This window comes from uncultured Succinivibrio sp. (assembly GCF_902756765.1).
GTDB lineage: Bacteria > Pseudomonadota > Gammaproteobacteria > Enterobacterales > Succinivibrionaceae > Succinivibrio.
In genome coordinates this window covers 46,195-67,590 of record NZ_CACVSS010000022.1, presented here as the reverse complement: position 1 = coordinate 67,590, position 21,396 = coordinate 46,195, and the positions used below count along the sequence as shown (strand labels likewise).

General features: G+C 41.3%; 23 protein-coding genes. 19 read left to right on the top strand and 4 right to left on the bottom strand.

The features are described from left to right. Positions 1–12 precede the first annotated feature (12 nt). The 4 genes from QZU45_RS04920 to QZU45_RS04905 all read left to right on the top strand — a co-directional run bounded on the left by QZU45_RS04920 (position 13) and on the right by QZU45_RS04905 (position 6,404). Positions 13–1,110 carry a hypothetical protein gene (locus QZU45_RS04920; RefSeq protein ID WP_295352303.1) on the top strand — a complete coding sequence of 366 codons (1,098 nt, stop codon included), beginning with the start codon at positions 13–15 and terminating at the stop codon, positions 1,108–1,110. 155 nt (positions 1,111–1,265) lie between these two features. Then, the gene (locus QZU45_RS04915) at positions 1,266–1,550 is read left to right on the top strand and encodes a hypothetical protein (protein WP_295352301.1); all 285 of its coding nucleotides are present in this window, start codon (positions 1,266–1,268) and stop codon (positions 1,548–1,550) included. 410 nt (positions 1,551–1,960) lie between these two features. Then, positions 1,961–4,756, top strand: coding sequence for a DNA polymerase I (gene polA / locus QZU45_RS04910; RefSeq protein ID WP_295352298.1), 2,796 nt, complete (start codon positions 1,961–1,963; stop codon positions 4,754–4,756). 286 nt (positions 4,757–5,042) lie between these two features. Further along, positions 5,043–6,404: an ATP-binding protein gene (locus QZU45_RS04905; protein WP_295352294.1), complete on the top strand. Its 1,362-nt coding sequence runs from the start codon at positions 5,043–5,045 to the stop codon at positions 6,402–6,404. A gap of 34 nt (positions 6,405–6,438) precedes the next feature. Here the strand turns inward: QZU45_RS04905 and QZU45_RS04900 are convergent, their stop codons facing one another. Together QZU45_RS04900 and QZU45_RS04895 are read right to left on the bottom strand one after the other, a co-directional pair. Continuing rightward, positions 6,439–7,185 carry a UDP-2,3-diacylglucosamine diphosphatase gene (locus QZU45_RS04900; RefSeq protein WP_295352292.1) on the bottom strand — a complete coding sequence of 249 codons (747 nt, stop codon included), beginning with the start codon at positions 7,183–7,185 and terminating at the stop codon, positions 6,439–6,441. A 22-nt stretch (positions 7,186–7,207) separates the two neighbouring features. After that, positions 7,208–7,702: a peptidylprolyl isomerase gene (locus tag QZU45_RS04895; RefSeq protein WP_295352289.1), complete on the bottom strand. Its 495-nt coding sequence runs from the start codon at positions 7,700–7,702 to the stop codon at positions 7,208–7,210. 358 nt (positions 7,703–8,060) lie between these two features. On the opposite strand from QZU45_RS04895, the gene cysS reads away from it, so the two are divergent. Together cysS and QZU45_RS04885 are read left to right on the top strand one after the other, a co-directional pair. Continuing rightward, on the top strand, positions 8,061–9,431 hold the full coding sequence (gene cysS / locus QZU45_RS04890) for a cysteine--tRNA ligase (protein WP_074840866.1): 1,371 nt from the start codon (positions 8,061–8,063) through the stop codon (positions 9,429–9,431). A 113-nt stretch (positions 9,432–9,544) separates the two neighbouring features. Further along, positions 9,545–11,434 (top strand): DUF2813 domain-containing protein, encoded by a 1,890-nt coding sequence (locus QZU45_RS04885; RefSeq protein WP_295352286.1) that lies wholly within the window; start codon positions 9,545–9,547, stop codon positions 11,432–11,434. Positions 11,435–11,575: 141 nt separating this feature from the next. On the opposite strand, the gene QZU45_RS04880 is transcribed toward QZU45_RS04885, so the two are convergent. Beyond that, complete coding sequence (locus QZU45_RS04880) at positions 11,576–12,439, bottom strand: YicC/YloC family endoribonuclease (RefSeq protein ID WP_295352283.1); 864 nt, start codon at positions 12,437–12,439, stop codon at positions 11,576–11,578. 139 nt (positions 12,440–12,578) lie between these two features. On the opposite strand from QZU45_RS04880, the gene pyrE reads away from it, so the two are divergent. Beyond that, the gene (pyrE, locus tag QZU45_RS04875) at positions 12,579–13,220 is read left to right on the top strand and encodes an orotate phosphoribosyltransferase (RefSeq protein ID WP_294998428.1); all 642 of its coding nucleotides are present in this window, start codon (positions 12,579–12,581) and stop codon (positions 13,218–13,220) included. 41 nt (positions 13,221–13,261) lie between these two features. Here pyrE and QZU45_RS04870 read toward each other — a convergent pair whose 3' ends face one another. Continuing rightward, the gene (locus QZU45_RS04870) at positions 13,262–13,921 is read right to left on the bottom strand and encodes an epoxyqueuosine reductase QueH (RefSeq protein WP_295352280.1); all 660 of its coding nucleotides are present in this window, start codon (positions 13,919–13,921) and stop codon (positions 13,262–13,264) included. Positions 13,922–14,156: 235 nt separating this feature from the next. On the opposite strand from QZU45_RS04870, the gene QZU45_RS04865 reads away from it, so the two are divergent. The 12 genes from QZU45_RS04865 to rpsQ all read left to right on the top strand — a co-directional run bounded on the left by QZU45_RS04865 (position 14,157) and on the right by rpsQ (position 21,304). Then, a complete protein-coding gene (locus QZU45_RS04865; protein ID WP_295352278.1) occupies positions 14,157–15,950 on the top strand; it encodes a phosphoethanolamine transferase in 1,794 nt (597 codons plus the stop codon). A gap of 299 nt (positions 15,951–16,249) precedes the next feature. Beyond that, positions 16,250–16,561 (top strand): 30S ribosomal protein S10, encoded by a 312-nt coding sequence (gene rpsJ / locus QZU45_RS04860; protein WP_021890106.1) that lies wholly within the window; start codon positions 16,250–16,252, stop codon positions 16,559–16,561. Positions 16,562–16,576: 15 nt separating this feature from the next. Further along, a complete protein-coding gene (gene rplC, locus QZU45_RS04855; protein ID WP_074840871.1) occupies positions 16,577–17,215 on the top strand; it encodes a 50S ribosomal protein L3 in 639 nt (212 codons plus the stop codon). A gap of 17 nt (positions 17,216–17,232) precedes the next feature. Next, positions 17,233–17,844 (top strand): 50S ribosomal protein L4, encoded by a 612-nt coding sequence (gene rplD, locus QZU45_RS04850; RefSeq protein WP_031490588.1) that lies wholly within the window; start codon positions 17,233–17,235, stop codon positions 17,842–17,844. Next, positions 17,844–18,161, top strand: a complete 318-nt coding sequence (gene rplW / locus QZU45_RS04845) for a 50S ribosomal protein L23 (RefSeq protein WP_031490587.1) — start codon at positions 17,844–17,846, stop codon at positions 18,159–18,161. The genes rplD and rplW overlap by 1 nt, the downstream gene beginning before the upstream one ends. Then, the gene (rplB, locus tag QZU45_RS04840) at positions 18,161–18,976 is read left to right on the top strand and encodes a 50S ribosomal protein L2 (protein WP_074840872.1); all 816 of its coding nucleotides are present in this window, start codon (positions 18,161–18,163) and stop codon (positions 18,974–18,976) included. The genes rplW and rplB overlap by 1 nt, the downstream gene beginning before the upstream one ends. A gap of 19 nt (positions 18,977–18,995) precedes the next feature. Next, positions 18,996–19,268: a 30S ribosomal protein S19 gene (gene rpsS / locus QZU45_RS04835; RefSeq protein WP_031490583.1), complete on the top strand. Its 273-nt coding sequence runs from the start codon at positions 18,996–18,998 to the stop codon at positions 19,266–19,268. 15 nt (positions 19,269–19,283) lie between these two features. Next, positions 19,284–19,616, top strand: coding sequence for a 50S ribosomal protein L22 (gene rplV, locus QZU45_RS04830; protein WP_031490581.1), 333 nt, complete (start codon positions 19,284–19,286; stop codon positions 19,614–19,616). A gap of 8 nt (positions 19,617–19,624) precedes the next feature. Continuing rightward, positions 19,625–20,401, top strand: a complete 777-nt coding sequence (gene rpsC, locus QZU45_RS04825) for a 30S ribosomal protein S3 (RefSeq protein WP_074840873.1) — start codon at positions 19,625–19,627, stop codon at positions 20,399–20,401. A 13-nt stretch (positions 20,402–20,414) separates the two neighbouring features. Next, on the top strand, positions 20,415–20,828 hold the full coding sequence (rplP, locus tag QZU45_RS04820; protein WP_074840874.1) for a 50S ribosomal protein L16: 414 nt from the start codon (positions 20,415–20,417) through the stop codon (positions 20,826–20,828). Beyond that, positions 20,828–21,031 (top strand): 50S ribosomal protein L29, encoded by a 204-nt coding sequence (gene rpmC, locus QZU45_RS04815; RefSeq protein WP_031490577.1) that lies wholly within the window; start codon positions 20,828–20,830, stop codon positions 21,029–21,031. The genes rplP and rpmC overlap by 1 nt, the downstream gene beginning before the upstream one ends. A gap of 12 nt (positions 21,032–21,043) precedes the next feature. After that, positions 21,044–21,304: a 30S ribosomal protein S17 gene (gene rpsQ / locus QZU45_RS04810; protein ID WP_031490576.1), complete on the top strand. Its 261-nt coding sequence runs from the start codon at positions 21,044–21,046 to the stop codon at positions 21,302–21,304. The last annotated feature ends 92 nt before the right edge of the window (positions 21,305–21,396 follow it).

Below are 21,396 nucleotides of genomic sequence, written 5' to 3'. Positions count from 1 at the left end.
AAAGAGGTTGGTATGTCTGATATTGCTTTAAACACTTCATCAAATTTAATAAATAATGCAAATAATGCAGTAGATGATGTTGAGAAAAAAGATAAATATGATGAAATCGCAGGACAGGTTGTCGATGAGCTTTGGGATAAATGTACTTCTCAGGATAGTTTTGAGAAATTAGAGACAGCTAAAAAGCCAAGTAAGCTTGGTCGAATAATGGCAAGAATCGCCGGCGGAATTCTGCTTGGAGCAGGTCTTGCCGCAGCAGCCGCTGCTACTGTAGTATCTCTTGGTGTTGCTCCTGCCATAATTGCCGCAGCTGCAACTGCAATCGGCGGAATTGCCGGAACCTCCATCGCAGCAGGTGTAACCGGAGCTGCAGGCATAGCCTGTCTTGCAGGCAGTTTTGTTGGTGGCCGCAGTGCAGAGGCATTTGTTGAAGGCCAGCATTCAAAGCATAGCACCAATGACAATCTGGCTATGATTACAAATGGAAAGGTTTCTGCTAAAGCTCCAAATACTGTTCAGGTTGAAACTTTTTCTGGTTTACGTCGAGCCTTTAATGTTGATGATAAAGCTGCTACATACGGCGAATTTGAAATTGTCAATAAAAATTTTACCGTAGACTCACTACTTTCAAAAATCCAATGTGGACACTTTGAACAGACCAAATTAGACGACATTACATATGCAATTGATGTAAAAGATCCAAATCATCCAAAGCTGGTAGAGCCAGACCATGAATATGCGCTTAAACCAGAGCACATTACAGATTATGTAAAAAATGTAATTAACTTGTGTAAAGGCAAATCCACTGAATTTTCAAGAGAGAATGTTGCTCTTATAAGATTTGCATTAAGGTACTGTTTTGAGAATCCAGCTATAATGGGAAATCATGTAAACAGAATACCTGCATTCCACAATGAATCTTTTATTAACGAGCTTTCTGGTTTTGTTCAGAATGAGATGAATGCCATTAAAAATAGCGATAAAGAGGAAGATATTGAAAAATACAATCTACTGTCTATTTTTAAGGCTGCATTGAAACTTTCTGAAGAGGATATAGCCAAACTGGCAGAACTTGATAAACAAAAGCCTGCTAAGAATGATGTCGAATAGTTTCATTTAGAATCAGAGGCTTTTATCTGGAAATAGTAGCGTGGAGAGTCTGTTTCCTTTTGGTTAACAGAATAGTTTCAAAGGAAAATCTATCTTCACGCTAATTTTCCAAGTCTATACTCAAATCTGTATTTTGTTATCTTGTAAGGATGAGTATGAAGGCTTTAAAAATATTAGTTCTTGCAGCTGCTGTATGCAGTTTTTCTTCTTTAGCCGCAGATAATGCATCAAAAGATGAGTCATTGGGAGACAAAATGTCCGCAATTGGCTCAAATATACAGAAGAAAGGTGCAAAGGTAGGAGAGAAAATCTCTGATGGTGCTGTTTACACCAAGGATAAGGTAGCTGATGGCTATGACTACACCAAAGGTAAGGTTGTAGATGGCTATGACTGGACCGCTGATAAGGTAAAAAAAGGCGCAAGACCGCTGATAAGGTAAAAAAAGGCGCAAACTATACCAAGGATAAGGCTGTAGACGGCTATGAGTGGTCCAAGGATAAGGTTCAGAAAGGCGCTGACTACACCAAGGAAAAATTCAATAACGGTGTAGATTACGTTAAGGAAAAGACCGAATAACAGTTCTCGTTTCCATGTAAATCTTCAGCAAAATACTTCCTCTTCGGGAAGTATTTTTTTTTTTGAAAAATCCCAAAAAATCTCCATTTTCTTGTTTTTTTTAATGTTTTCTATCTTTTTTTAAGAAAAAAACTCAAATTTAATCAATATTGAGTTCTGGATGTTTTTCTGTTTTCAATGAAAAGATATAATGGAGAAAGTTAAAACAGAAAATAAAAAAAACGGAGACGAATTTACTCACTCTTTAGTGATACTCCAATTCGTACTAATTCTATGACAGATAATCTTCCCTTAGTCCTCGTTGATGGTTCATCATTTCTATACAGAGCCTTTTATGCTGCTCCTAAATCATTCACCAATTCAAAAGGAATTCCTACTGGTGTCTGCATGATTCTCTCCAGAATGCTGGGAGGTCTTACCGGCAAGTTTTCAGGAGCCAAGTTTATTGTTGTATTTGATGCCAAAGGCAAGTCCTTTAGAAATGAGATGTACCCTGAGTACAAGGCCAATCGTCCTCCTATGCCTGATGAGCTTAGAATTCAGATTGAATATGTTCACAGGATTGTCAAGGCAATGGGATTTCCGCTGGTTTCTATTGAAGGTGTAGAGGCTGATGATGTTCTTGGTACTTATGCAAGAGATGCCTCAAAGCTTGGAATTAAAACTGTAATCTGTACCGGTGATAAGGATCTTGCCCAACTGGTTGATGATAATGTAATTCTTTATGATTCAATGAAGGATACCTACACCGATGCCAAAGGCGTGGTGGAGAAGTTTGGTGTCAAACCTGAACACATTATTGATTTTCTGGCTTTAAAGGGAGATAGCTCAGATAACATTCCAGGTATGGCTGGAGTTGGAGATAAGACTGCGGTAACCCTGATTAATGAGCTTGGCGGTATCCAGGATATCTACAACAATCTTGAGAAAATTTCAGGACTATCCTTCAGGGGGGCAAAGACTTTTGCTCAGAAATATAAAGAATCCTTTGAAACAGTTGAACTTTCCTACAGACTTGCAACTATCAAAACTGATCTTGATCTGCCTTTGAAGATAGCGGATGTTACTACGCCTTTTGCCAATAAGGAAGAACTTATCTCTATATATACTGAGCTTGAGTTTACCAAGCTTTTGGCTGAACTGAAAAATGGAGAGCCTAAGTCAAAAAAAGATACCGAGGAGAAGTTTGAGTTTTCCAAGGCAGCAGTCTCGGCTACAGAAAGTAATGTCTTTACCTCGGCACCTACTGATTACAAGAGCAGTAACGCCAGCTATATTCTGGTTACAGAGGAGAGTCAGCTAGATGAACTCTGTACTGAGATTCAAAGCTGCAGTCTAGTTGCTCTGGATACAGAGACCACTTCTTTAATGCCACAGGAAGCCTCTTTGGTTGGTATGTCTTTTTCTGTTAAGGCAAATGAAGGATACTATATTCCTTTAAACCATACCTATCTTGGTGTTCCTCAGTGCCTGAGTCTTGATAAGGTTAGAGAGAAACTGCTGCCGGTTCTCAATTCTTCCGATGTTAAAATCATCGGTCATAACATCAAATTTGATCTGCTGGTTCTGCATTATCAGAATTTCGAGATTGATAAGGTTTACGCAGATACCATGGTTATGGCGCATCTTCTTGATTCAGCCTCTGCTATGAACATGGATGATCTTGCTTTGAGGTATTTAAACTATAGAACCATTACCTATAAAGAGATCACCGGCGACAAGAAAAAGATCCCAATCAGTGAAGTTCCTGTAGAAACAGTATGTAACTACGCTGCTGAGGATGCTGAGGTAACTTTCCGTCTGTATCAGAATTTTGCAGAAAAGCTCTTTTCATCCGAGAATGACAAAAAGCTGTTTTTTGAGCTTGAAATGCCTTTTCTCAAGGTGCTCTACCACATGGAACTTGAAGGAGTCTACGTTTCTCAGAAGGAACTTGAGGCTCAGAACAGAAATCTTAAGACTGAACTTGTGGAAATTCAGAAACAGATTTATGTTTCAGCTGGTCAGGAGTTCAATATTGCCTCTCCTAAACAGTTGGGCAAAGTTCTGTTTGAAGATCTGAAGATTCCTTATCCAAAGAAGGTAAAGGACGGCAAGTACTCAACTGCTGAGGATATTTTAGAGCAGATTGCCTTTAACTATGATATTGCCAATCTGGTTTTAAGATACAGAGCTCTGGCAAAGCTTATCTCTACATATACTGAAAAGCTGCAGACTCTGATTTCTCCTAAGACAAACAGAATCTATACCTCCTTCAATCAGACCGGAACAGTAACTGGACGACTGTCATCTTCAGATCCTAATCTGCAGAATATTCCTGCTAGAACAGAAGAGGGCAAGATGATTCGTAAAGCCTTTATTGCCCCTGATGGTTATAAAATTATTGCAGCTGATTATTCTCAGATTGAGTTAAGGCTTATCGCTCATATTAGTGAAGATCCTAATCTTAGAAAAGCCTTCCTTGCCGGACAGGATATTCATCGAGCTACTGCAGCTGAGGTCCTTGGTAAAAGTATTGAGGAGGTTACTCCTCAGGAAAGATCACATGCCAAGGCTACAAACTTTGGACTGATGTACGGCATGGGGGCTTTTGGTCTTACCAGACAGACTCACATGAGTATGTCAGAGGCAAAAGTTTACATCCAGAGATATTTTGAACGTTACCCAAGTGTTCAGAAATATATGGAAGAGACAAAGGCCTATGCCCACGAACACGGTTATGTAACTTCAATTATCGGTAGACATATCAGTGTTGCCAATATCAACAGTTCGAACACCATGCTCTCCAAGGCTGCAGAACGAGCTGCCATCAATGCTCCTATGCAGGGAAGTGCCGCAGATATCATTAAGACTGCAATGGTAAGACTAGATGAGTGGATTTCATCATTGCCACAGAATACCATCAGAATGACCGTACAGGTTCATGATGAACTTATCTTTGAGGTTAAGGATGATTTTGTGGAGGAGGCCAGTGCCAAAATCACTGAGATTATGGAAAATGCCTTTAAGCTCTCAGTTCCTCTAACTGTAGGCGTTGGAGTGTCATCAAGCTGGGCTGATGCTCATTAAATCAGGCTTTAACAAAAGACCATCAAAAATGAGGCTTTTTGTAATCTCATGTGAGAAAGTTCCTCATGTGAGAAAAGACTCCAAATATCCTCATGAAATGTGAGAAAAGACTTCAAAGACCCTCATGAAATGTGAGAAAAGACTTCAAAGACCCTCATGAAATGTGAGAAAAGACTTCAAAGACCCTCATGAAATGTGATAGGATACTTATAAAGCTCCTCTTCAAGTGTGAAAGTTCTCGCTGAATATAATTCTTTTGATGCAGGTGTATAACGGAGTTTTTTAAATGTACTACAGACGAAAAATTGATGATTTCCTTATTAGATGGAAGGAGGATCATGCACATAAACCTTTAATAGTGAAAGGCGCTAGACAGATTGGCAAAACAGAATCAATTATGCATTTTGCCAAGAGTAATTATGAGTATGTTGTATATATCAATTTTGCGTTGGAAACGAAGTATAAGCATATTCTTGCCGATGGATATGATGTTGAAAGTGTTATTAAGAATATTTCTTTAGTTGCTCCAACATTAAAATTTGTTCCAAACAAAACGATTATTATTTTTGATGAAATCCAGGAAAATCCAGATGTAGCGACAACTATTAAATCTTTTAGACTAGATAGAAGGTATGATGTCATCTGCAGTGGTTCAATGTTGGGGTCAAATTATAGGAAAATTCACAGCAACAGTGTTGGCTCTAAAACCGACTATGAAATGCATTCAATGGATTTTGAAGAGTTTCTTTGGGCTAAAGGCTATAATCAGGAGCAGATCGATTCAGTTTTGTCTCATATGCTTTCCAATATTCCATTTAACGACAATGAATTTTCTGTTTTCAAGAGAATTTTCTTGGATTACTGTGTTCTAGGTGGAATGCCGGATGTTGTAAAGCTATATATTGAAACAGGAACTTTTTCTGGAATACTTGATGTTCAGAATCAGATTAGACTAGATTATGAGGAAGATGTCAGAAAGTATGCTGATGGCCTAGATCAAACCAAAATTATTAGTGTATATAGAAGTATTCCTGCCCAGCTAGCGAAAGAAAACAAGAAGTTTCAGTTTAATAAGATCGAAAAGAATGCAAGATCCAGAGAATATACTGGCTGTATTGAATGGCTGATTGATGCAGGAGTTATAACAGAATGCAACTGTCTGCGCTATCCTGAATTACCTTTAAAAGGCAATGTTGAGGAAAGCAAGTTTAAGTTATATTATCCGGATACAGGATTACTAGTGTCTGCTCTAGACGAGGAAGCTCAGGAAGATCTTCGAGTCAATAGAAATCTTGGGGTCTATAAAGGTGCATTGTATGAAAATTTTGTTGCTGAAGCTTTTGTTAAACAGGGCTTAGGTTTGTTTTATTACAAAAAGGAAAATTCTACGCTTGAAGAAGATTTTTTTGTGAGAACCAAGAATAATCTTATTCCTGTTGAAGTTAAATCTAACAATGATCAATCGAAGTCTTTATCGGCTTTAATCAAAAATGAGAAATACAGTGATATTTCCTACGGTATAAAATTTGGTGACCTTAATATTGGACACGCAAACAATGTATATAGTTTTCCATTCTTTTGTGCTTTTAAACTCAAAGATTATCTGAAGGCAAAAGATGGGAGCTCAGATATAAATAAAACTGAATGATAAACTAAAGAATTTCTTAACCGCATCCAGTGGTTTAGAAGTTCTTTTCCATGGCTCTCTGCACAAGCTTGAAATCAGTTCTATCGATTTTAATGTAACTGTAGTGGGAGTCCCACATACCCAGTCCGAGTCTGCTTAATCCCTCTCCAAACGCATTCTGTTCACCTCCGAATACATGGAAGTGTCCATGAATCAGAAGAGTACAGCCTGTATTCTTAAGGAAAGCTTCTCCTGCTTTTTTTACAACAGGATCCTGCAGAACCTTTTCAGAATACTCTGCTCGTCGTGTTTCCTGCTGCTGACTTTTGTTGCGGATCTTCTGGGCAATAGCTGTACGCATACTCAAAGGCAACAGCATAAAGCAGAAGCGGACGAATCTGTTTTTTGCAAAAACACGGAAGGTCTGATAAGAGCGGTCATGAAGACAGAGCTGATCTCCATGGATAAGAAGAGCTTTGCCTTTTGAGGTGCTGAGTATAAAGAAATCCTTGATAAGCTTCATGCCGAAGTATTCGGCAGCCGATTCATCAAGCAGAAAATCTCTGTTTCCTGCCTGAAACAAGGTATTTACACCTCTTTGTTTGGCTTTGGTGATGATGGCCTTTATCTTCTGCTGAAATGCGGAATTAGGATCAACACCAACGAAGAAATCAAACATGTCTCCTGCAATAATGACCCTGTCATTGAGGATAGTGTTTCTTTCATAAAAGTTTGAAAGTGCATTAGTCAGAATCGGCTGAGATTCTGACAAATGGAGATCTGCAATAATGAAAGTTGCCATGTCTGATTCTTCTTATTCGAGATTATGCTTCAACAGTAGCGTCTAAAATCTCGATAGTTTCTACAGGAACGTCCTGATAGTAAGCAACGGTAGTGGTCTTTGAAGCTTCGATCTTGTCTACAACTTCCATTCCTGATACTACCTTGCCAAATACACAGTAGCCCCAGCCGTTCATATCCTTTGAACGGAAGTTCAGCATATCGTTGTTAACAGTGTTGATGAAGAACTGTGCAGTTGCAGAATGAGGATCCATTGTTCTTGCCATTGCAATAGTTCCGCGATCATTCTTAAGACCATTATCTGCCTCGTTCTTGATAGGAGCATTGGTCTGTTTCTGATTCATGTCCTTCTCAAGACCGCCACCCTGGATCATAAAGCCCTTAATAACTCTGTGGAAAATGGTTCCCTTGTAGAAACCTGACTTTACATAGTCCTCAAAGTTTTTAGCGGTATTAGGAGCCTTATCATAATCAAGCTCAATGACGATATCACCTAGGGTAGTTTTTAAAGTAATCATTTAAGTTCTCTCTAATAAGATGATGAAAAATAATCTGATGCATTTTACAACGAATGAGCTTTTTTTTACAGTTTTTAAGAACTTTAACTCGTATTGAAGGAGAAATACCGCAGAATTCTTCTAATTTATAAAAAAATTGAGCTCCCGTATTTACTTAAAACAGCTTCTGCTCCATATCGATAAAAAAAAGGAAGTATAGTGGATACAGACTCGGCTTTTCGGTGATATAGCAGCAAAAAAATGATATAATCCACGGCATTTGTAAATATAAATCAGTTTTCTGGGTAAAATCTTTTTCCCAAATATTACGTCGTATCTTCTTTTTATGAGGATAAATGACGGAACGCAGAGATAAAAAATGTTAAAAATATACAACACACTAACTAGAAGCAAGCAGGAATTCAAACCAATCAACGAAGGCAAGATCGGAATGTACGTATGTGGCGTTACAGTATACGATCTGTGTCATATCGGTCATGCTCGTACTTTTGTTAATTTCGATGTGATTGTACGTTATCTGCGTTATTCAGGATACGATGTAACATATATCAGAAATATTACTGATATTGATGACAAGATTATCAGAAGAGCAAATGAACGAGGCATTCCTGCAAAAGATCTTGCAGAACAGTTCATTGTTGAAATGCACAAGGACTTTGATGCTCTGAATATCAAGCGCCCTGATATTGAGCCTCGCGCTACTGACAATATCAAGGAAATTATTGCTCTTGTTCAGAAACTTATTGATAACGGCAATGCCTATGTTTCCGACAACGGTGATGTGGTATTCAATATTGACTCCTTCAAGGAATACGGTCGTCTTTCTGGTCAGAAGATTGAAGAACTGCAGGCTGGCAGCCGTATTGAGGTAGCTAAGACCAAGCACAATCCTCTGGACTTTGTTCTGTGGAAGATGTCAAAGCCAGGTGAGCCTGCCTGGGAGTCCCCATGGGGTGAGGGCCGCCCTGGTTGGCATATTGAGTGTTCTGCCATGAACGGTAAACACCTTGGTGCTGAATTTGATATTCATGGCGGCGGTTCAGATCTGATCTTCCCTCACCATGAGAATGAGATTGCTCAGAGCTGCTGTGCACATCATTCTTCATATGTTCACTACTGGATGCACTCCGGTATGGTGATGATTAATGAGGAGAAGATGTCAAAGTCTCTGAACAACTTCTTTACTATCCGTGATGTTCTTGAGACCTATGACGCTGAAACAGTACGTTACTTCCTGCTGTCTGGCCAGTACAGAAGTCCTCTGAACTATTCTCAGGAAAATCTGGATAAGGCAAGAGCAGCCCTTAACAGACTGTATACCACTCTGCGTGATACCACTCCTATTGAACCTCAGAGTGCTGAAGATGAGTACACTGCAAAATTCAAGGAGTATATGGATGATGATTTCAATACTCCAGGCGCTATTTCAGTTCTGTTTGACCTTGCAAAGCAGATCAACAAGGAATCAGGAGAAAAGGCTCAGTATCTGGCAGGACGTCTAAAGCAGCTTGCTTCAGTCCTCGGAATATTAGAGCAGGACCCAACTGTGTTCCTGACCTCTGGTGCCGGTGACGATGATTCTGCTGAAATTGAGGCTCTAATCAAAGAGCGTAATGAAGCACGTAAAGCTAAGGACTGGGCTCGTGCAGATGCAGCCCGTGACAAGCTAAAAGAGATGCATATTGAACTTGAGGACGGACCTCAGGGAACAACCTGGCATCGTGTTTAAACGCTAAATTTCTGAAAAAAAGCTGTGATTATTATCATGGCTTTTTTTTTATTTGATTGCTTTGATTTTCACTCTACTTTAACTTTAGTAGTAGGTATGTACTAGGGAATTGCATGTATCTCGAAAAAGCTAAAGTAGTTAATTTCCGTGGTATCCGTAAATTATCCATAAACTTTGAAGATACCAGCACAGTTCTTATCGGTGAGAATCACTGGGGTAAGACATCTCTCCTTCGCGCCCTGTGGATGGTTCTCGGTCAGGGCGAAAAACTCTGTCAGTTTGAAGAAAAAGACCTTTACGTTCCTGTAGAGCTCAAGTCCTATGATACTTTCCCAAAAGAAAATCTGGTTGAAAGAGTAACCAGACGTAAGGCCATATCCTTTGAGGCCGAGGCTGTGGAACAGTACAAGAAGGACAAGCTTGAAAAAGCTCAGTCCATCATGAATGAACAGCTTTCCGGAACCTCAAACGCAGCCGATTTTCTTACTGAAATCAACCGGTTTATCTCCAACTACAAGCATCAGGAAGAGGAGGATGTTTTCAAGAAAACCGATAATCACATTCACATCGATCTGTATTTCAGAGAAAGTGCGATTGCAGGTTATGCGGAATCACATCCTGCATTAAAGCCATTCTGGTATTTCGATGACAGCGGAGCCTATTATATTCACTGGCAGATTGTGGCTTTCTACAGTGAGGAGAAGGATGAATTCGTAACTATTCATAATCTGGTAAATAAAAACAATGACAGTTTTAAAAAGACTGAAAACTACGAAGAAGCCTTCTATACAATTATCAGACTGAATCCAGTGTTCAGACTTCGTGACAGTCGTATGGACAACAAGAGATTCTCCAAAAGCAAAAAGGGAGAGAAAATCTCCCATATGGCCTCTCTTATCTTTAATGACAACGATCTGTCCTCTGAGAATGTTTCCTCGCTGCTTAAGATGTTTACCGCCTATCTTGATAAATATCTTGGCAACTACAATCAGGATAATGATACAGATTCGGTCAGGAGAAACCCAAGAAACATTGATGAGATTGTAAAAAGTCCAATTTCCCTTGAATCTCTGTCTTCAATCAGGAACATGCTGACTGCTCCAGGCCTCACAAGATCTAAGGTGGTACTGACCTACATTGCTTCGGCACTGTTTCTCTCTCAGGGTGACCGTGTTTTAGACAAGAATGCCTCTCCAATTATGATTATTGAGGATATTGAGTCACGTTTCCATCCTTCACTGCTACTGTCTTTCTGGTCTCTGCTTTCAGTAACTGCAACCCAGAAGATTGTAACCACCAACAGCGGTGATTTGCTGTCCTCCGTACCATTACAGTCTCTAAGACGCTTACACAGAAAGTTCTATGATACTGTCTGTTTCCAGATTGATCCTGAGACCTCTTCTCTTAACAATGATGATTTAAGACGAATTGCATTCCATATCAGAATGAACAGACCAATGGCATTCTTTGCAAGAACCTGGATTCTGGTTGAAGGTGAAACTGAAGTCTGGATTCTAACTCAGATAGCTTCAATTCTCGGTATATCTCTGGCCTGTGAGGGAATCAGAATTATTGAATTTGCCCAATGCGGATTGAAACCTCTGATAAAGGTGGCAACACAGCTGGGTATTGCCTTCCATGTTCTGACTGACGGTGACGAGGCCGGAAAAAAATATGCCGAGGTGGCTTTAAACTTTATTCCTAACAAGAGACGTGACCGTCACCTTACGGTTATTCCTCAGAAGGATATTGAACATTATCTGTATTCTCAGGGATATGACAAGACTTTCAGAATAGCTGCAGGAGTCTCTTCTAACAGTCAGCAGCGCAAGGGCCTGACCTCTGATAAAATCATTGATATGGCAATTAAGCGCAAATCTAAACCGGGGTTGGCTCTGCTTCTGGTGGATGCAATACAGAAGAAGGGGGTTGAAGGAGTGCCTGTTGTCTTTGCAAGTCTGCTTCAGGCTGTTCGTGCTTTAGGTCAGGGTAATTATATCTAATCCGTTTTTATGTGCTTTAAGTTTAAATTTACCTGTGGTTTAATCCTATAGAAACGACAGTTAACATAAAAACATTCTGGATAAACATTTGTGGCTAACCTAAGGCTAGCCACTAAAATACATCATAAGACAGGAGCATAACTATTCTATGTTCTGAACCTGTTCTCTCATCTGCTCAACCAGTACCTTCAGCTCAACCGCAACCTGAGTTATCTCAAGATTTGATGCCTTTGAGGCCAAAGTGTTGGATTCACGGTTGAACTCCTGCATCATGAAATCAAGGCGCTTTCCGCAGATGCCTCCCTTTTCAAGAATGCTTTTTACTTCCTTAACATGAGCCAGAAGTCGGTCATACTCCTCACGAACGTCAGCTCGCTGAGCTGCCAGAGCAACCTCCTGCTCCAGTCTTTCAGGATTGACGTTTACATCCAGTGTACTGATTTTACTTACAATTCTCTGTCTTTCCAGCTCAACCAGCTTCTCCAGCTGTGCTCCAACGATCTTAGATAACTCGACTATCTTATCCAGTCTGGAGATTAGAGCCTCTTTTAGTTTGATTCCTTCCTTTCTGCGGTTTTCTTTCAGGGTATCAATAGCCTCTGAGAAGTTTCTTAAAATCTCCTCATCTATAAGTTCCTGAAGATTAGCTTCCTGACTGATTACTCCGGGGTAGTTCAGTATCTCCAGTGCATTAACGTTTGACTGAGGCAGTTCCTGGTTTATTTTTGATACTGCATTAGCCAGGGCATGCAGCACATCCTGATTGATATTAAGAGAATCTGTAGCATTTAAGGCATAACTAAGATAGCAGTCAATCTTTCCTCGGGTCAGTTTTTCCTGAATAATGCTTCTGAGTTTTGAATCAAGATGTCTTAGCTGATCCGGCATTTTGAGGTAAATTTCAAGAAAGCGGTTGTTGACAGAGGTGATATCAATACTGATGTTAACTCTGTCGGTGTTTATGATTCTGTTTGATGAACCGGTCATGCTGGAAATATCAGCCATAATTACCTCGTTTTCTCAGAAATGATTTCAAATTACCTGAACATTTTAAGCATTTGCACTGCTCTTTTGCAAACAACATTTTTGTTTTGGAATCCTGGTAATAATAATGTAAGATGTGCGAAAACTTTCGAGGTTAAAAATGCAGGAATATCAGAGAAAATTCATTGAACTTGCTTTAAGCAAGGGTGTTTTAAAATTCGGCAGCTTTGTTCTCAAATCAGGAAGAACCAGCCCATATTTCTTCAATGCAGGCGGTTTCAATACCGGTGAAGATCTGGCCACTCTTGGTTCATGCTATGCTCATGCCCTGGTGGATGCCGGCATATCATTTGACGTCCTGTTCGGACCTGCTTACAAAGGAATCCCTCTAGCCTGCGCTACCGCCATGGCTTTATCTTCTGAGCACAACCGAAATGTTCCATGGTGCTTCAACCGTAAAGAGAAGAAAGACCACGGTGAAGGAGGAAATCTGGTAGGCGCTCCTTTAAAGGGGGATATTCTGCTGGTTGACGATGTAATCACCGCAGGTACCGCAATTCGCGAGTCTGAAGCTCTGATTAAGGAGAATGGCGCACATTTTAAGGCAGCAATTATTGCTTTAAACCGTATGGAAAAGGGTAAAGGCGAAAAGAGTGCTATTGCCGAGGCAGAGGAGCAGATTGGTATTAAGATTATTTCCATCGTTACCTTTGATGATCTGCTCAAATATATTGAGAACGATGACAAGCTAAAAGAGCATATCCCAGCAATGCTCGAGTACAGAAAACAGTACGGAGCCTAACTTACATTTCTACACTGTTTCCTCTGTGAAGCAGTGTAGTTCTACTTTTTTTCTTCCTTTTCAACTATACCTTTCTTACAGTAGTTTGCACTTACCTGCGAGAACTCACAGCCGCAGTAAAGCTGATTATAGAAGTTGATTTCCTTTACCAGCTCATAGCGTCTGCCTACAAGACCTTCCTTTCTCCAGTCCTGATCCCAGTAGAAGGTTCCTTCTACTTTATCCTGAGCTCTGAATCCAGCTTCATCTACCTGTTTTTTACTTTTCCATCTTGAGGTACACAGAGTGGTTGTGAAGGTGTTGATACCACGGGATTTAGCAAAAAGAGCAGTTACTGTAAGTCTGTGAGTGAAGCATTTAAGACAGCGGCGACCTCTTTCAGGTTCATCCTCAAGTCCCTTTACCGCATCAAGCCACATGCTGTAGTCATAGTCGCCGATTACATACTCAATCTGCAGCAGTTCACACAGGTGAATCCATTCATCGCGTCTTTTTTCGTATTCTTCTGTTGGATAGATATTTGGATTGTAGAAAAACATCAGAGGCCTGATCTTGTTGAAGATTAGACATTCAACAAGACTTGTTGAGCATGGGGCACAGCAACAGTGAACAACCAGACCATTGGCATTGTCAGGAAGTTTAAGATCTTTTTTAGGCGAGTCTTTTGCAAAGTTGTCCGGCAGTCTGAAATTAAAATCCATGCTGGTTTTATATCCTTTATATATACGAAAACAGGCGGTGATTATATCACTTTTCTTTGACTATACTTAAGGTATTGCAAAACCGACATTTGTATCTAAGCTGTCGGTGCTAATCAGAAATTAGTGTGTTTTTCTGTCTTTGGAGTATGATATACGGCTAACAAATATGACGCCTGGTGAAACAAGGCGTTAATACTCTGATTTATAAAGATTTTGTATTCTTAAAGGCTACTTTATGATATTCAGTTCGGACAAGAGAAATCTTCTGAGTCTTGCGGTGCCGGTTATCCTGACTCTGATTTTATATGGGGTATATGATTTTTCTTTACGCAGTTATATAACCTTTTTTATATACCTGACTCTGGGCATAGTCTCTATTTTTATGGCTTTCCGACTCTCTGTATTTAAGAAGCCACTTATAAGATTTGCCATTGTTTTTCTGTTTACCTATCTGAGTGTCTATGTATTTTCTCTGCTGCTGGGACTAAATACATCGCTGTTTGATTTCTGTAAAGGTGTTGCTTTTTCCCTGGTGGCCTTTTCCGCCTGTACCATGGTAAAAGCTCTTGCTCTGGCCATAGAGACTGTTTTTTTAAGGAAAATCTGTCTGGTTATTTCCTATGTGGTGCTTTTTGCCTTTGTTCTTCTTCCCTCAGTTCTCATCTGTTATTTTGTGGCCACAGGTTCGCTGATTTCCTCTGATATCATCATCGCTCTGGCACAGACAAATGCTACAGAAGGTACAGAATTCATTCAGAGTAATTTCAATATCATGTGGTTCCTGGCCTTTGTTGCTCTGGTCGTTATATATGCAATCAATGCCTTTTTCTTCAGAAAGGTTGAGGGGGTTGATTCAAAGAATCTTTCTGTGTTTCTGTCTTTCTTCCTCTGTCTTGCCTCATCTGTTTGGCTGGCTCTGCCAAGAATGGACTATCTGCCATTCTCTATAATAAAGGTTACGTCAAAACAGCTGGATAACTTTGAAATCTACAAACAGCAGAAATCACAGCGTCTTGCAAAGCTCAATAAGCTTAACACGCTGAAGCTATCTGACTCAACTGATCCTTCAGGCAATCTTTTTGTGCTCGTGGTTGGGGAGTCTGAAACTCGAGACAGAATGCAGGCTTATGGTTTTGATAGGGAAAACACTCCATATCTGTGTGAACAGCTAAAGAATCCAAATCATATTCTGTTTACCAATGCCTACTCTTCCTGGCCTCAGACAGTTCAGGCGTTATCCTATTCTCTGACCGAGGCAAATCAGTACCAGAAAAAGCAGACTGTTGATGCTTATTCAATCATTGAGCTTGCCAGAGCCTCTGGATTTGATACCTACTGGATCAGTAATCAGCGTAAATACGGAGTCTATGAAACCCCAGTAACTGTTATCTCTTCTACTGCAAATCATGAAATCTGGGTAAACGGCTCCTCAAAGATGGAAGGCGTTTTCTTTGACGAGGAGATAGTAAAGAGATTCCCAAACATTGATGACAACAAGAACGTATTTGTGGTTATTCATCTGATGGGAAGTCATCAGAAGTACGATAAGCGACTGCCTTCAGAGTTTATTAAATTTGAAGGACAGGATGAGACTCTGGACTATTATGATGATACCGTACTCTATACAGACTATATTCTTGAGAAGATATACTCAAAGGCCAGTGAGAAATCCAATTTCAAGGCCATGATTTACTTCTCTGATCATGGAGAGGATCCTCATGTGGTAGGCGGTCATGATCCTGTAAATCTCAATGGTCAGATGCTGAGAATTCCTTTGGCGGTCTATCTATCTGATAGATACGTTCAGGATAATCCTAAAATCCATGACGCACTTGTCCAGAACAAGGATAAGTATTTTTCAAATGATCTTATTTTTGATCTTACAGTACGTATTATGGGGATAAGCGGTCTGCCTGGAATGGATGACAGTCTGAATCTTGCAGATAAAGCCTATGCTCTTGATAAAAATAGCGTCCTGACCATGTATGGCAAGATGCATCTTGATGAAATTCCTGAGACAAAACATTAGTGAATTTTTTTCCTACTGAGCTTCTGAATTAGACAGAGTAATAACTTTTTGTTTGGAAAGTAATTTTTAAATAATTAAAAAAAAGCTTGCGCAGAAGCTAAAATTCAGTATAATAATGGCACTTTGTATCCATACCCTTAGTGTATGGAATTACAAACCAGCCCTACTTCTATATGATGCGGCTGTGGATACTCTCCCTAATTTTGGGAGTAATTGGTAATTACGACACTTCCTCTCTATCGATCCGAAATGAGAAGGCGGGTGTTGTATGTTCTTTTATTTTTAAAATGGAGTCTGCAATGCAGAATCAAAGAATTAGGATCCGTCTAAAGGCATACGACCACAGATTGATCGATCATTCAACCGCTGAAATTGTTGAGACCGCAAAGCGCACTGGTGCTCAGGTTCGCGGTCCAATTCCGCTTCCTACTCGTAAGGAGCGCTACACAATCCTTATCTCTCCACATGTTAACAAAGATGCTCGTGATCAGTACGAAATCCGTACTCACAAGCGCTTAGTTGATATCGTTGAGCCAACTGAGAAGACTGTAGACGCATTAATGCGTTTAGATCTTGCAGCTGGTGTGGATGTTCAGATCAGCCTTCGCTAATAGGGGAATAATACAATGTCAATCGGTTTAATCGGCCGCAAGCTTGGTATGACCCGTGTTTTCAATGAGAACGGCAAATCTGTTCCAGTAACAGTCATCCAGGTTGAGGCAAACCGCGTAACCCAGATCAAGAACCTAGAGAATGACGGCTATACCGCTATTCAGGTTACAACTGGTGATCGCAAAGCAAGTCGTATGACCAAAGCTGAAATTGGTCACTTCGCAAAGTCAGGCGTACAGGCAGGCCGTGGCTTATGGGAGTTCCGTTTAACTGATACCGAGCTAGCTTCATACAAAGTTGGCGACGAGATCAAAGTAGACGCTTTCCAAGATGTTAAGAAAGTAGACGTTACCGGCCAGTCAAAAGGTAAAGGTACTGCAGGTACTATCAAGCGTTACAACTTCTTACACCAGGATTATACACACGGTAACTCACGTTCACATCGTGTACCTGGTTCTACCGGTCAGAACCAAACTCCAGGTAGAGTTTTCAAGGGCAAGAAGATGGTTGGTCACATGGGTTCTGAGAAGGTTACTGTACAGTGCCTTGACTTAGTTCGCATCGACGCAGAACGCAATCTACTTCTCGTAAAAGGCGCTGTTCCAGGTGCTAATAACGGTGACGTGATTGTAAGACCAAGTCTTAAAGCTTAACCCGAGGTAATAGGATCATGGAATTAAAGTTAGTTGGCGCAGACAAGCAGCTAGAAGTGCTAGACAGCACCTTTGGTCGCGAGTTCAACGAGCCATTAGTGCACCAGGTAGTTGTTTCATACCTAAGCACTGCACGCGCCGGTACTAAAGCTCAGAAGACCCGTTCTGAGGTTTCAGGCGGCGGTAAGAAGCCTTTCCGTCAGAAGGGCACAGGTCGCGCACGCGCAGGTTCTACCCGTTCTCCATTATGGCGTGCAGGTGGTACTGTATTTGCTGCTAAGCCACAGGATTGGACTCAGAAGGTAAATCGTAAGATGTACCGTGTTGCAATGTGCAGCATCCTATCTGAGTTAGTTCGTCAGGACCGTTTAGTTGTTGTTGACGATTTCAAGGTAGAAGACCACAAGACCAAGTCTTTAGTTAATAAGCTAAAGGATCTAGGTCTAAAGCAGGTTCTAATTGTTACTGATGCTTTCGAACAGAATTTATTCTTAGCATCTCGTAACCTATACAGAGTAGAAGTTTGCCAGCCAGGTACTGCTGAGTTCAACCCAGTAAATCTAGTTGGTTTCGACAAGGTTCTAATGACTTCTGCAGCTGTTAAGAAGGTAGAGGAGTTGCTTAAATAATGTCTGAAGCTCGTTTATTAAATGTTCTTCGTGCACCAGTTATCTCTGAGAAGAGCACCGCTGCACAGGAAAAGAATACTCTAGTATTCAAGGTATTAAAGGACGCAACCAAGGAAGAAATCAAAGCTGCTGTTGAGATGATCTTCAATGTGAAGGTTGAAGGTGTTCGCACCCTAAACTTCCAGGGTAAAGTACGTCGCACTGCACGTGGTATTGGCAAGCGTTCAGACTGGAAAAAGGCTTATGTTACTCTTCCAGAGGGCACTCAGTTAGATCTTGAGGCTACCTCACAGCAGATTAACAAGGAGAGCAAATAATGGCAATCGTTAAGGCAAAGCCAACCACTCCAGCTCGTCGTCACGTTGTTCAGGTTAAGACCCCTGGCTTATGGAAAGGTGGTCCATTACGTTCTCTAACCGTTGAGAAGCGTAAGACTGGTGGTCGTGATAATTACGGTCACATTTCAACTCGTCACATTGGTGGTGGTCACAAGCAGCGCTATCGTTTAATCGATTTCAAGCGTCAGAAGGATGGTATTGAGGCACGCGTAGAGCGTATTGAGTATGATCCAAACCGTTCAGCTCACATCGCATTAGTTTGCTATACCGATGGTACCCGCAGCTATATCCTAGCTCCTAAGGGCTTAAAGCAGGGTGATGTTGTTGTTTCAGGTGTTGATGCTCCTATCAAGGTAGGTAATGCATTACCAATGCGCAACATTCCTCTAGGTACTACCATTCACGCAGTTGAGTTAAACCCAGGTGCAGGTGCTGTATTCGCACGTTCAGCTGGCTGCTACTGTGAACTAGTTGCTAAAGAAGGTGCTTATGTAACCTTACGTATGCGTTCAGGCGAAATGCGTAAAGTTTTAGCAGAAGGCCGTGCAACTGTTGGTGAAATCGGTAATGGCGAGCACATGCTTGCTCAGTTAGGTAAAGCTGGTGCTAACCGTTGGCGCGGTGTACGTCCAACCGTTCGTGGTATGTCAATGAACCCTATCGATCACCCACATGGTGGTGGTGAGGGCCGTAACAAGGGCATTCAGCCACGTTCTCCTTGGGGTACTCCATGTAAGGGTTACAAGACCCGTAAGAACAAGCGTACTGACAAGTACATTGTTCATCACCGTTAATCGATAGCGAGGATTTAAAATGCCACGTTCTTTGAAAAAAGGTCCATTTATTGATGCGTCCTTATTAAAGAAGGTACTAAAGGTTCTTGAGACTGGTGACAAGAAGCCAGTTAAGACCTGGTCACGCCGTTCAGTTATCATTCCTCAGATGATTGGAATGACCATCGCTGTTCACAACGGTCGTCAACATGTACCTGTATTCGTTTCAGACGAAATGGTTGGTCACAAGCTAGGTGAGTTTGCACCTACTCGTACCTTTAAGGGTCACACCGTAGCTGATGCTAAGGCCTAATTGGAGTTTAATGTAATGGAAGTTAAAGCAATCCACAAATATGCTCGCTCTTCTGCTCAGAAAACCCGCCTGGTCGCAGATCAAGTTCGCGGTTTACCTGTTCAGAAAGCTCTGGATTTGTTAGAGTTCAGCCCAAAGAAGGCTGCTGCACTAATCCGTAAAGTTCTGCTTTCAGCAATTGCTAACGCAGAGCACAATCAGTCTTTAGACATCGACGATTTAGTTGTTGCTAAGATTATGGTTGATGAGGGTCCATCTTTAAAGCGTATCATGCCACGTGCTAAAGGCCGTGCTGACCGCATCGTAAAGCGTACCTCTCACATTACCGTTGTTGTTGCAGAGCGTTAGGAGTAAATATGGGTCAGAAAATTAATCCAAACGGAATTCGTCTAGGTATCACCAGACCATATTCATCAGTTTGGTATGCATCTACTGCACAGTTCCCAGCTAACATCAAGAGCGATGCCGAAGTTCGTAAGTATTTAACTGCTGAACTGAAGAATGCATCTGTTTCTAAGATTGTTATCGATCGTCCTGCAAAGAGCATTCGTGTAACTATCTGCACTGCTCGTCCTGGTATCGTAATTGGTAAGAAGGGCGAAGACGTTGAGAAGTTACGTCAGAAGATCTCTGCAATTGCTGGTGTTCCAGCTCAGGTTAATATCAGCGAGATTCGCAAGCCTGATCTAGACGCTAAGTTAGTTGCTGATTCTATTGCTTCTCAGTTAGAGCGTCGTGTAATGTTCCGTCGCGCTATGAAGAAGGCAATCCAGAATGCAATGCGTGCTGGTGCTAAGGGTATCAAGGTTGAAGTATCAGGCCGTCTAGGTGGTGCTGAAATCGCTCGTTCAGAGTGGCTACGTGAAGGTCGCGTACCTCTACACACTCTACGTGCTGATATCGACTACGCTTTATCAGAGGCTGTTACAACCTATGGTGTAATCGGTGTTAAGGTTTGGATCTTCAAGGGTGAAGTTTTAGGTGGTCTACCTCTAACTCAGGAAGAGACTGAGAACCGTAACAATGCAGCTGCTCCAGCAGGTCGTCGTGGTCGTCGCGATGAGAACCAGGCTCGTCCAGGCCGTGGTCGTCGTGGTGCTAAGAAGGCTGAAGAAGCAAAGGCTTCTGAGTAACGGAGAAGGATAAATGTTACAACCAAAACGTACTAAATATCGTAAGACTCAGAAAGGCCGTAACGAGGGTCTAGCATACGCTGGCTCAACCGTTTCATTCGGCGAGTTTGGTCTTAAGGCAACTTCTCGCGGTCAGATTACTGCTCGTGAGATCGAAGCTGCACGTCGTGCATTCACCCGTGAGATGAAGCGTGAAGGTAAAGTTTGGATTCGTGTATTCCCAGACAAGCCAATCACTCAGAAAGCTCTAGGTGTTCGTATGGGTAAAGGTAAAGGTACTGTTGAGTACTGGGTTGCTCCAATTCAGCCTGGTCGTGTACTTTTCGAGATTGGTGGTATTACTGAAGAAGTTGCTCGCGAGGCATTCCGTCTTGCAGCTGCTAAACTTTCTGTAACAACTACCTTCGTTCGTAAGCAGGTGATCTAATGCAAGCAAACGATTTACGTAATAAGTCCGTTGAAGACTTAAAGACTGAACTTTCAAATCTTCAGCGCGAGCAGTTTAATCTACGTTTTCAGTTAAAGACTGGTTCATTACAGCAGACTGACAACGTTCGTAAGGTACGTCGCGACATCGCACGTATTAACACTATCCTTTCTGAGAAGTTAAACTCAGAGAGCGCAAAGTAGAGGAAGACATAAATGTCAGAGAAAATCGCTCGTTCCCTACGTGGTCGTGTTGTTAGCGACAAGATGCAGAAGGCTTGTGTAGTTGCTGTTGAGCGCCGTGTTGCTCACCCAGTATACGGTAAGATTATTACCCGTACTACCAAGTTCCACGTATCTGATGCTGAGAACGCTGCTCACGTTGGTGATATTGTTGAGATTTGCGAATGCAGACCAGTTTCTAAGACTATCGCTTGGAAGCTAGTTAGCGTAATCGAGAAGGCTGTTAACGCCTAATAAAATATAAAAAAGAGACCGCTGCATTTTTGTGCTTGCGGTCTCTTTTTTTTTGTGGTATATTTTAGCGCCTTTCTAATTTTGTTTTAGAA

Coding starts and splice junctions, on each gene's coding strand:
- rpsJ (WP_021890106.1), top strand. CDS start 16,250: ATGCAGAATCAAAGAATTAGGATCCGTCTAAAGGCATACGACCACAGA.
- rplD (WP_031490588.1), top strand. CDS start 17,233: ATGGAATTAAAGTTAGTTGGCGCAGACAAGCAGCTAGAAGTGCTAGAC.
- rplB (WP_074840872.1), top strand. CDS start 18,161: ATGGCAATCGTTAAGGCAAAGCCAACCACTCCAGCTCGTCGTCACGTT.
- QZU45_RS04880 (WP_295352283.1), bottom strand. CDS start 12,439: ATGGCTGATATTTCCAGCATGACCGGTTCATCAAACAGAATCATAAAC.
- cysS (WP_074840866.1), top strand. CDS start 8,061: ATGTTAAAAATATACAACACACTAACTAGAAGCAAGCAGGAATTCAAA.
- QZU45_RS04900 (WP_295352292.1), bottom strand. CDS start 7,185: ATGGCAACTTTCATTATTGCAGATCTCCATTTGTCAGAATCTCAGCCG.
- rpsC (WP_074840873.1), top strand. CDS start 19,625: ATGGGTCAGAAAATTAATCCAAACGGAATTCGTCTAGGTATCACCAGA.
- polA (WP_295352298.1), top strand. CDS start 1,961: ATGACAGATAATCTTCCCTTAGTCCTCGTTGATGGTTCATCATTTCTA.
- rplW (WP_031490587.1), top strand. CDS start 17,844: ATGTCTGAAGCTCGTTTATTAAATGTTCTTCGTGCACCAGTTATCTCT.
- rplC (WP_074840871.1), top strand. CDS start 16,577: ATGTCAATCGGTTTAATCGGCCGCAAGCTTGGTATGACCCGTGTTTTC.
- pyrE (WP_294998428.1), top strand. CDS start 12,579: ATGCAGGAATATCAGAGAAAATTCATTGAACTTGCTTTAAGCAAGGGT.
- QZU45_RS04920 (WP_295352303.1), top strand. CDS start 13: ATGTCTGATATTGCTTTAAACACTTCATCAAATTTAATAAATAATGCA.
- rplP (WP_074840874.1), top strand. CDS start 20,415: ATGTTACAACCAAAACGTACTAAATATCGTAAGACTCAGAAAGGCCGT.
- QZU45_RS04915 (WP_295352301.1), top strand. CDS start 1,266: ATGAAGGCTTTAAAAATATTAGTTCTTGCAGCTGCTGTATGCAGTTTT.
- rpmC (WP_031490577.1), top strand. CDS start 20,828: ATGCAAGCAAACGATTTACGTAATAAGTCCGTTGAAGACTTAAAGACT.
- rpsQ (WP_031490576.1), top strand. CDS start 21,044: ATGTCAGAGAAAATCGCTCGTTCCCTACGTGGTCGTGTTGTTAGCGAC.
- QZU45_RS04885 (WP_295352286.1), top strand. CDS start 9,545: ATGTATCTCGAAAAAGCTAAAGTAGTTAATTTCCGTGGTATCCGTAAA.
- rpsS (WP_031490583.1), top strand. CDS start 18,996: ATGCCACGTTCTTTGAAAAAAGGTCCATTTATTGATGCGTCCTTATTA.
- QZU45_RS04870 (WP_295352280.1), bottom strand. CDS start 13,921: ATGGATTTTAATTTCAGACTGCCGGACAACTTTGCAAAAGACTCGCCT.
- QZU45_RS04865 (WP_295352278.1), top strand. CDS start 14,157: ATGATATTCAGTTCGGACAAGAGAAATCTTCTGAGTCTTGCGGTGCCG.
- QZU45_RS04895 (WP_295352289.1), bottom strand. CDS start 7,702: ATGATTACTTTAAAAACTACCCTAGGTGATATCGTCATTGAGCTTGAT.
- QZU45_RS04905 (WP_295352294.1), top strand. CDS start 5,043: ATGTACTACAGACGAAAAATTGATGATTTCCTTATTAGATGGAAGGAG.
- rplV (WP_031490581.1), top strand. CDS start 19,284: ATGGAAGTTAAAGCAATCCACAAATATGCTCGCTCTTCTGCTCAGAAA.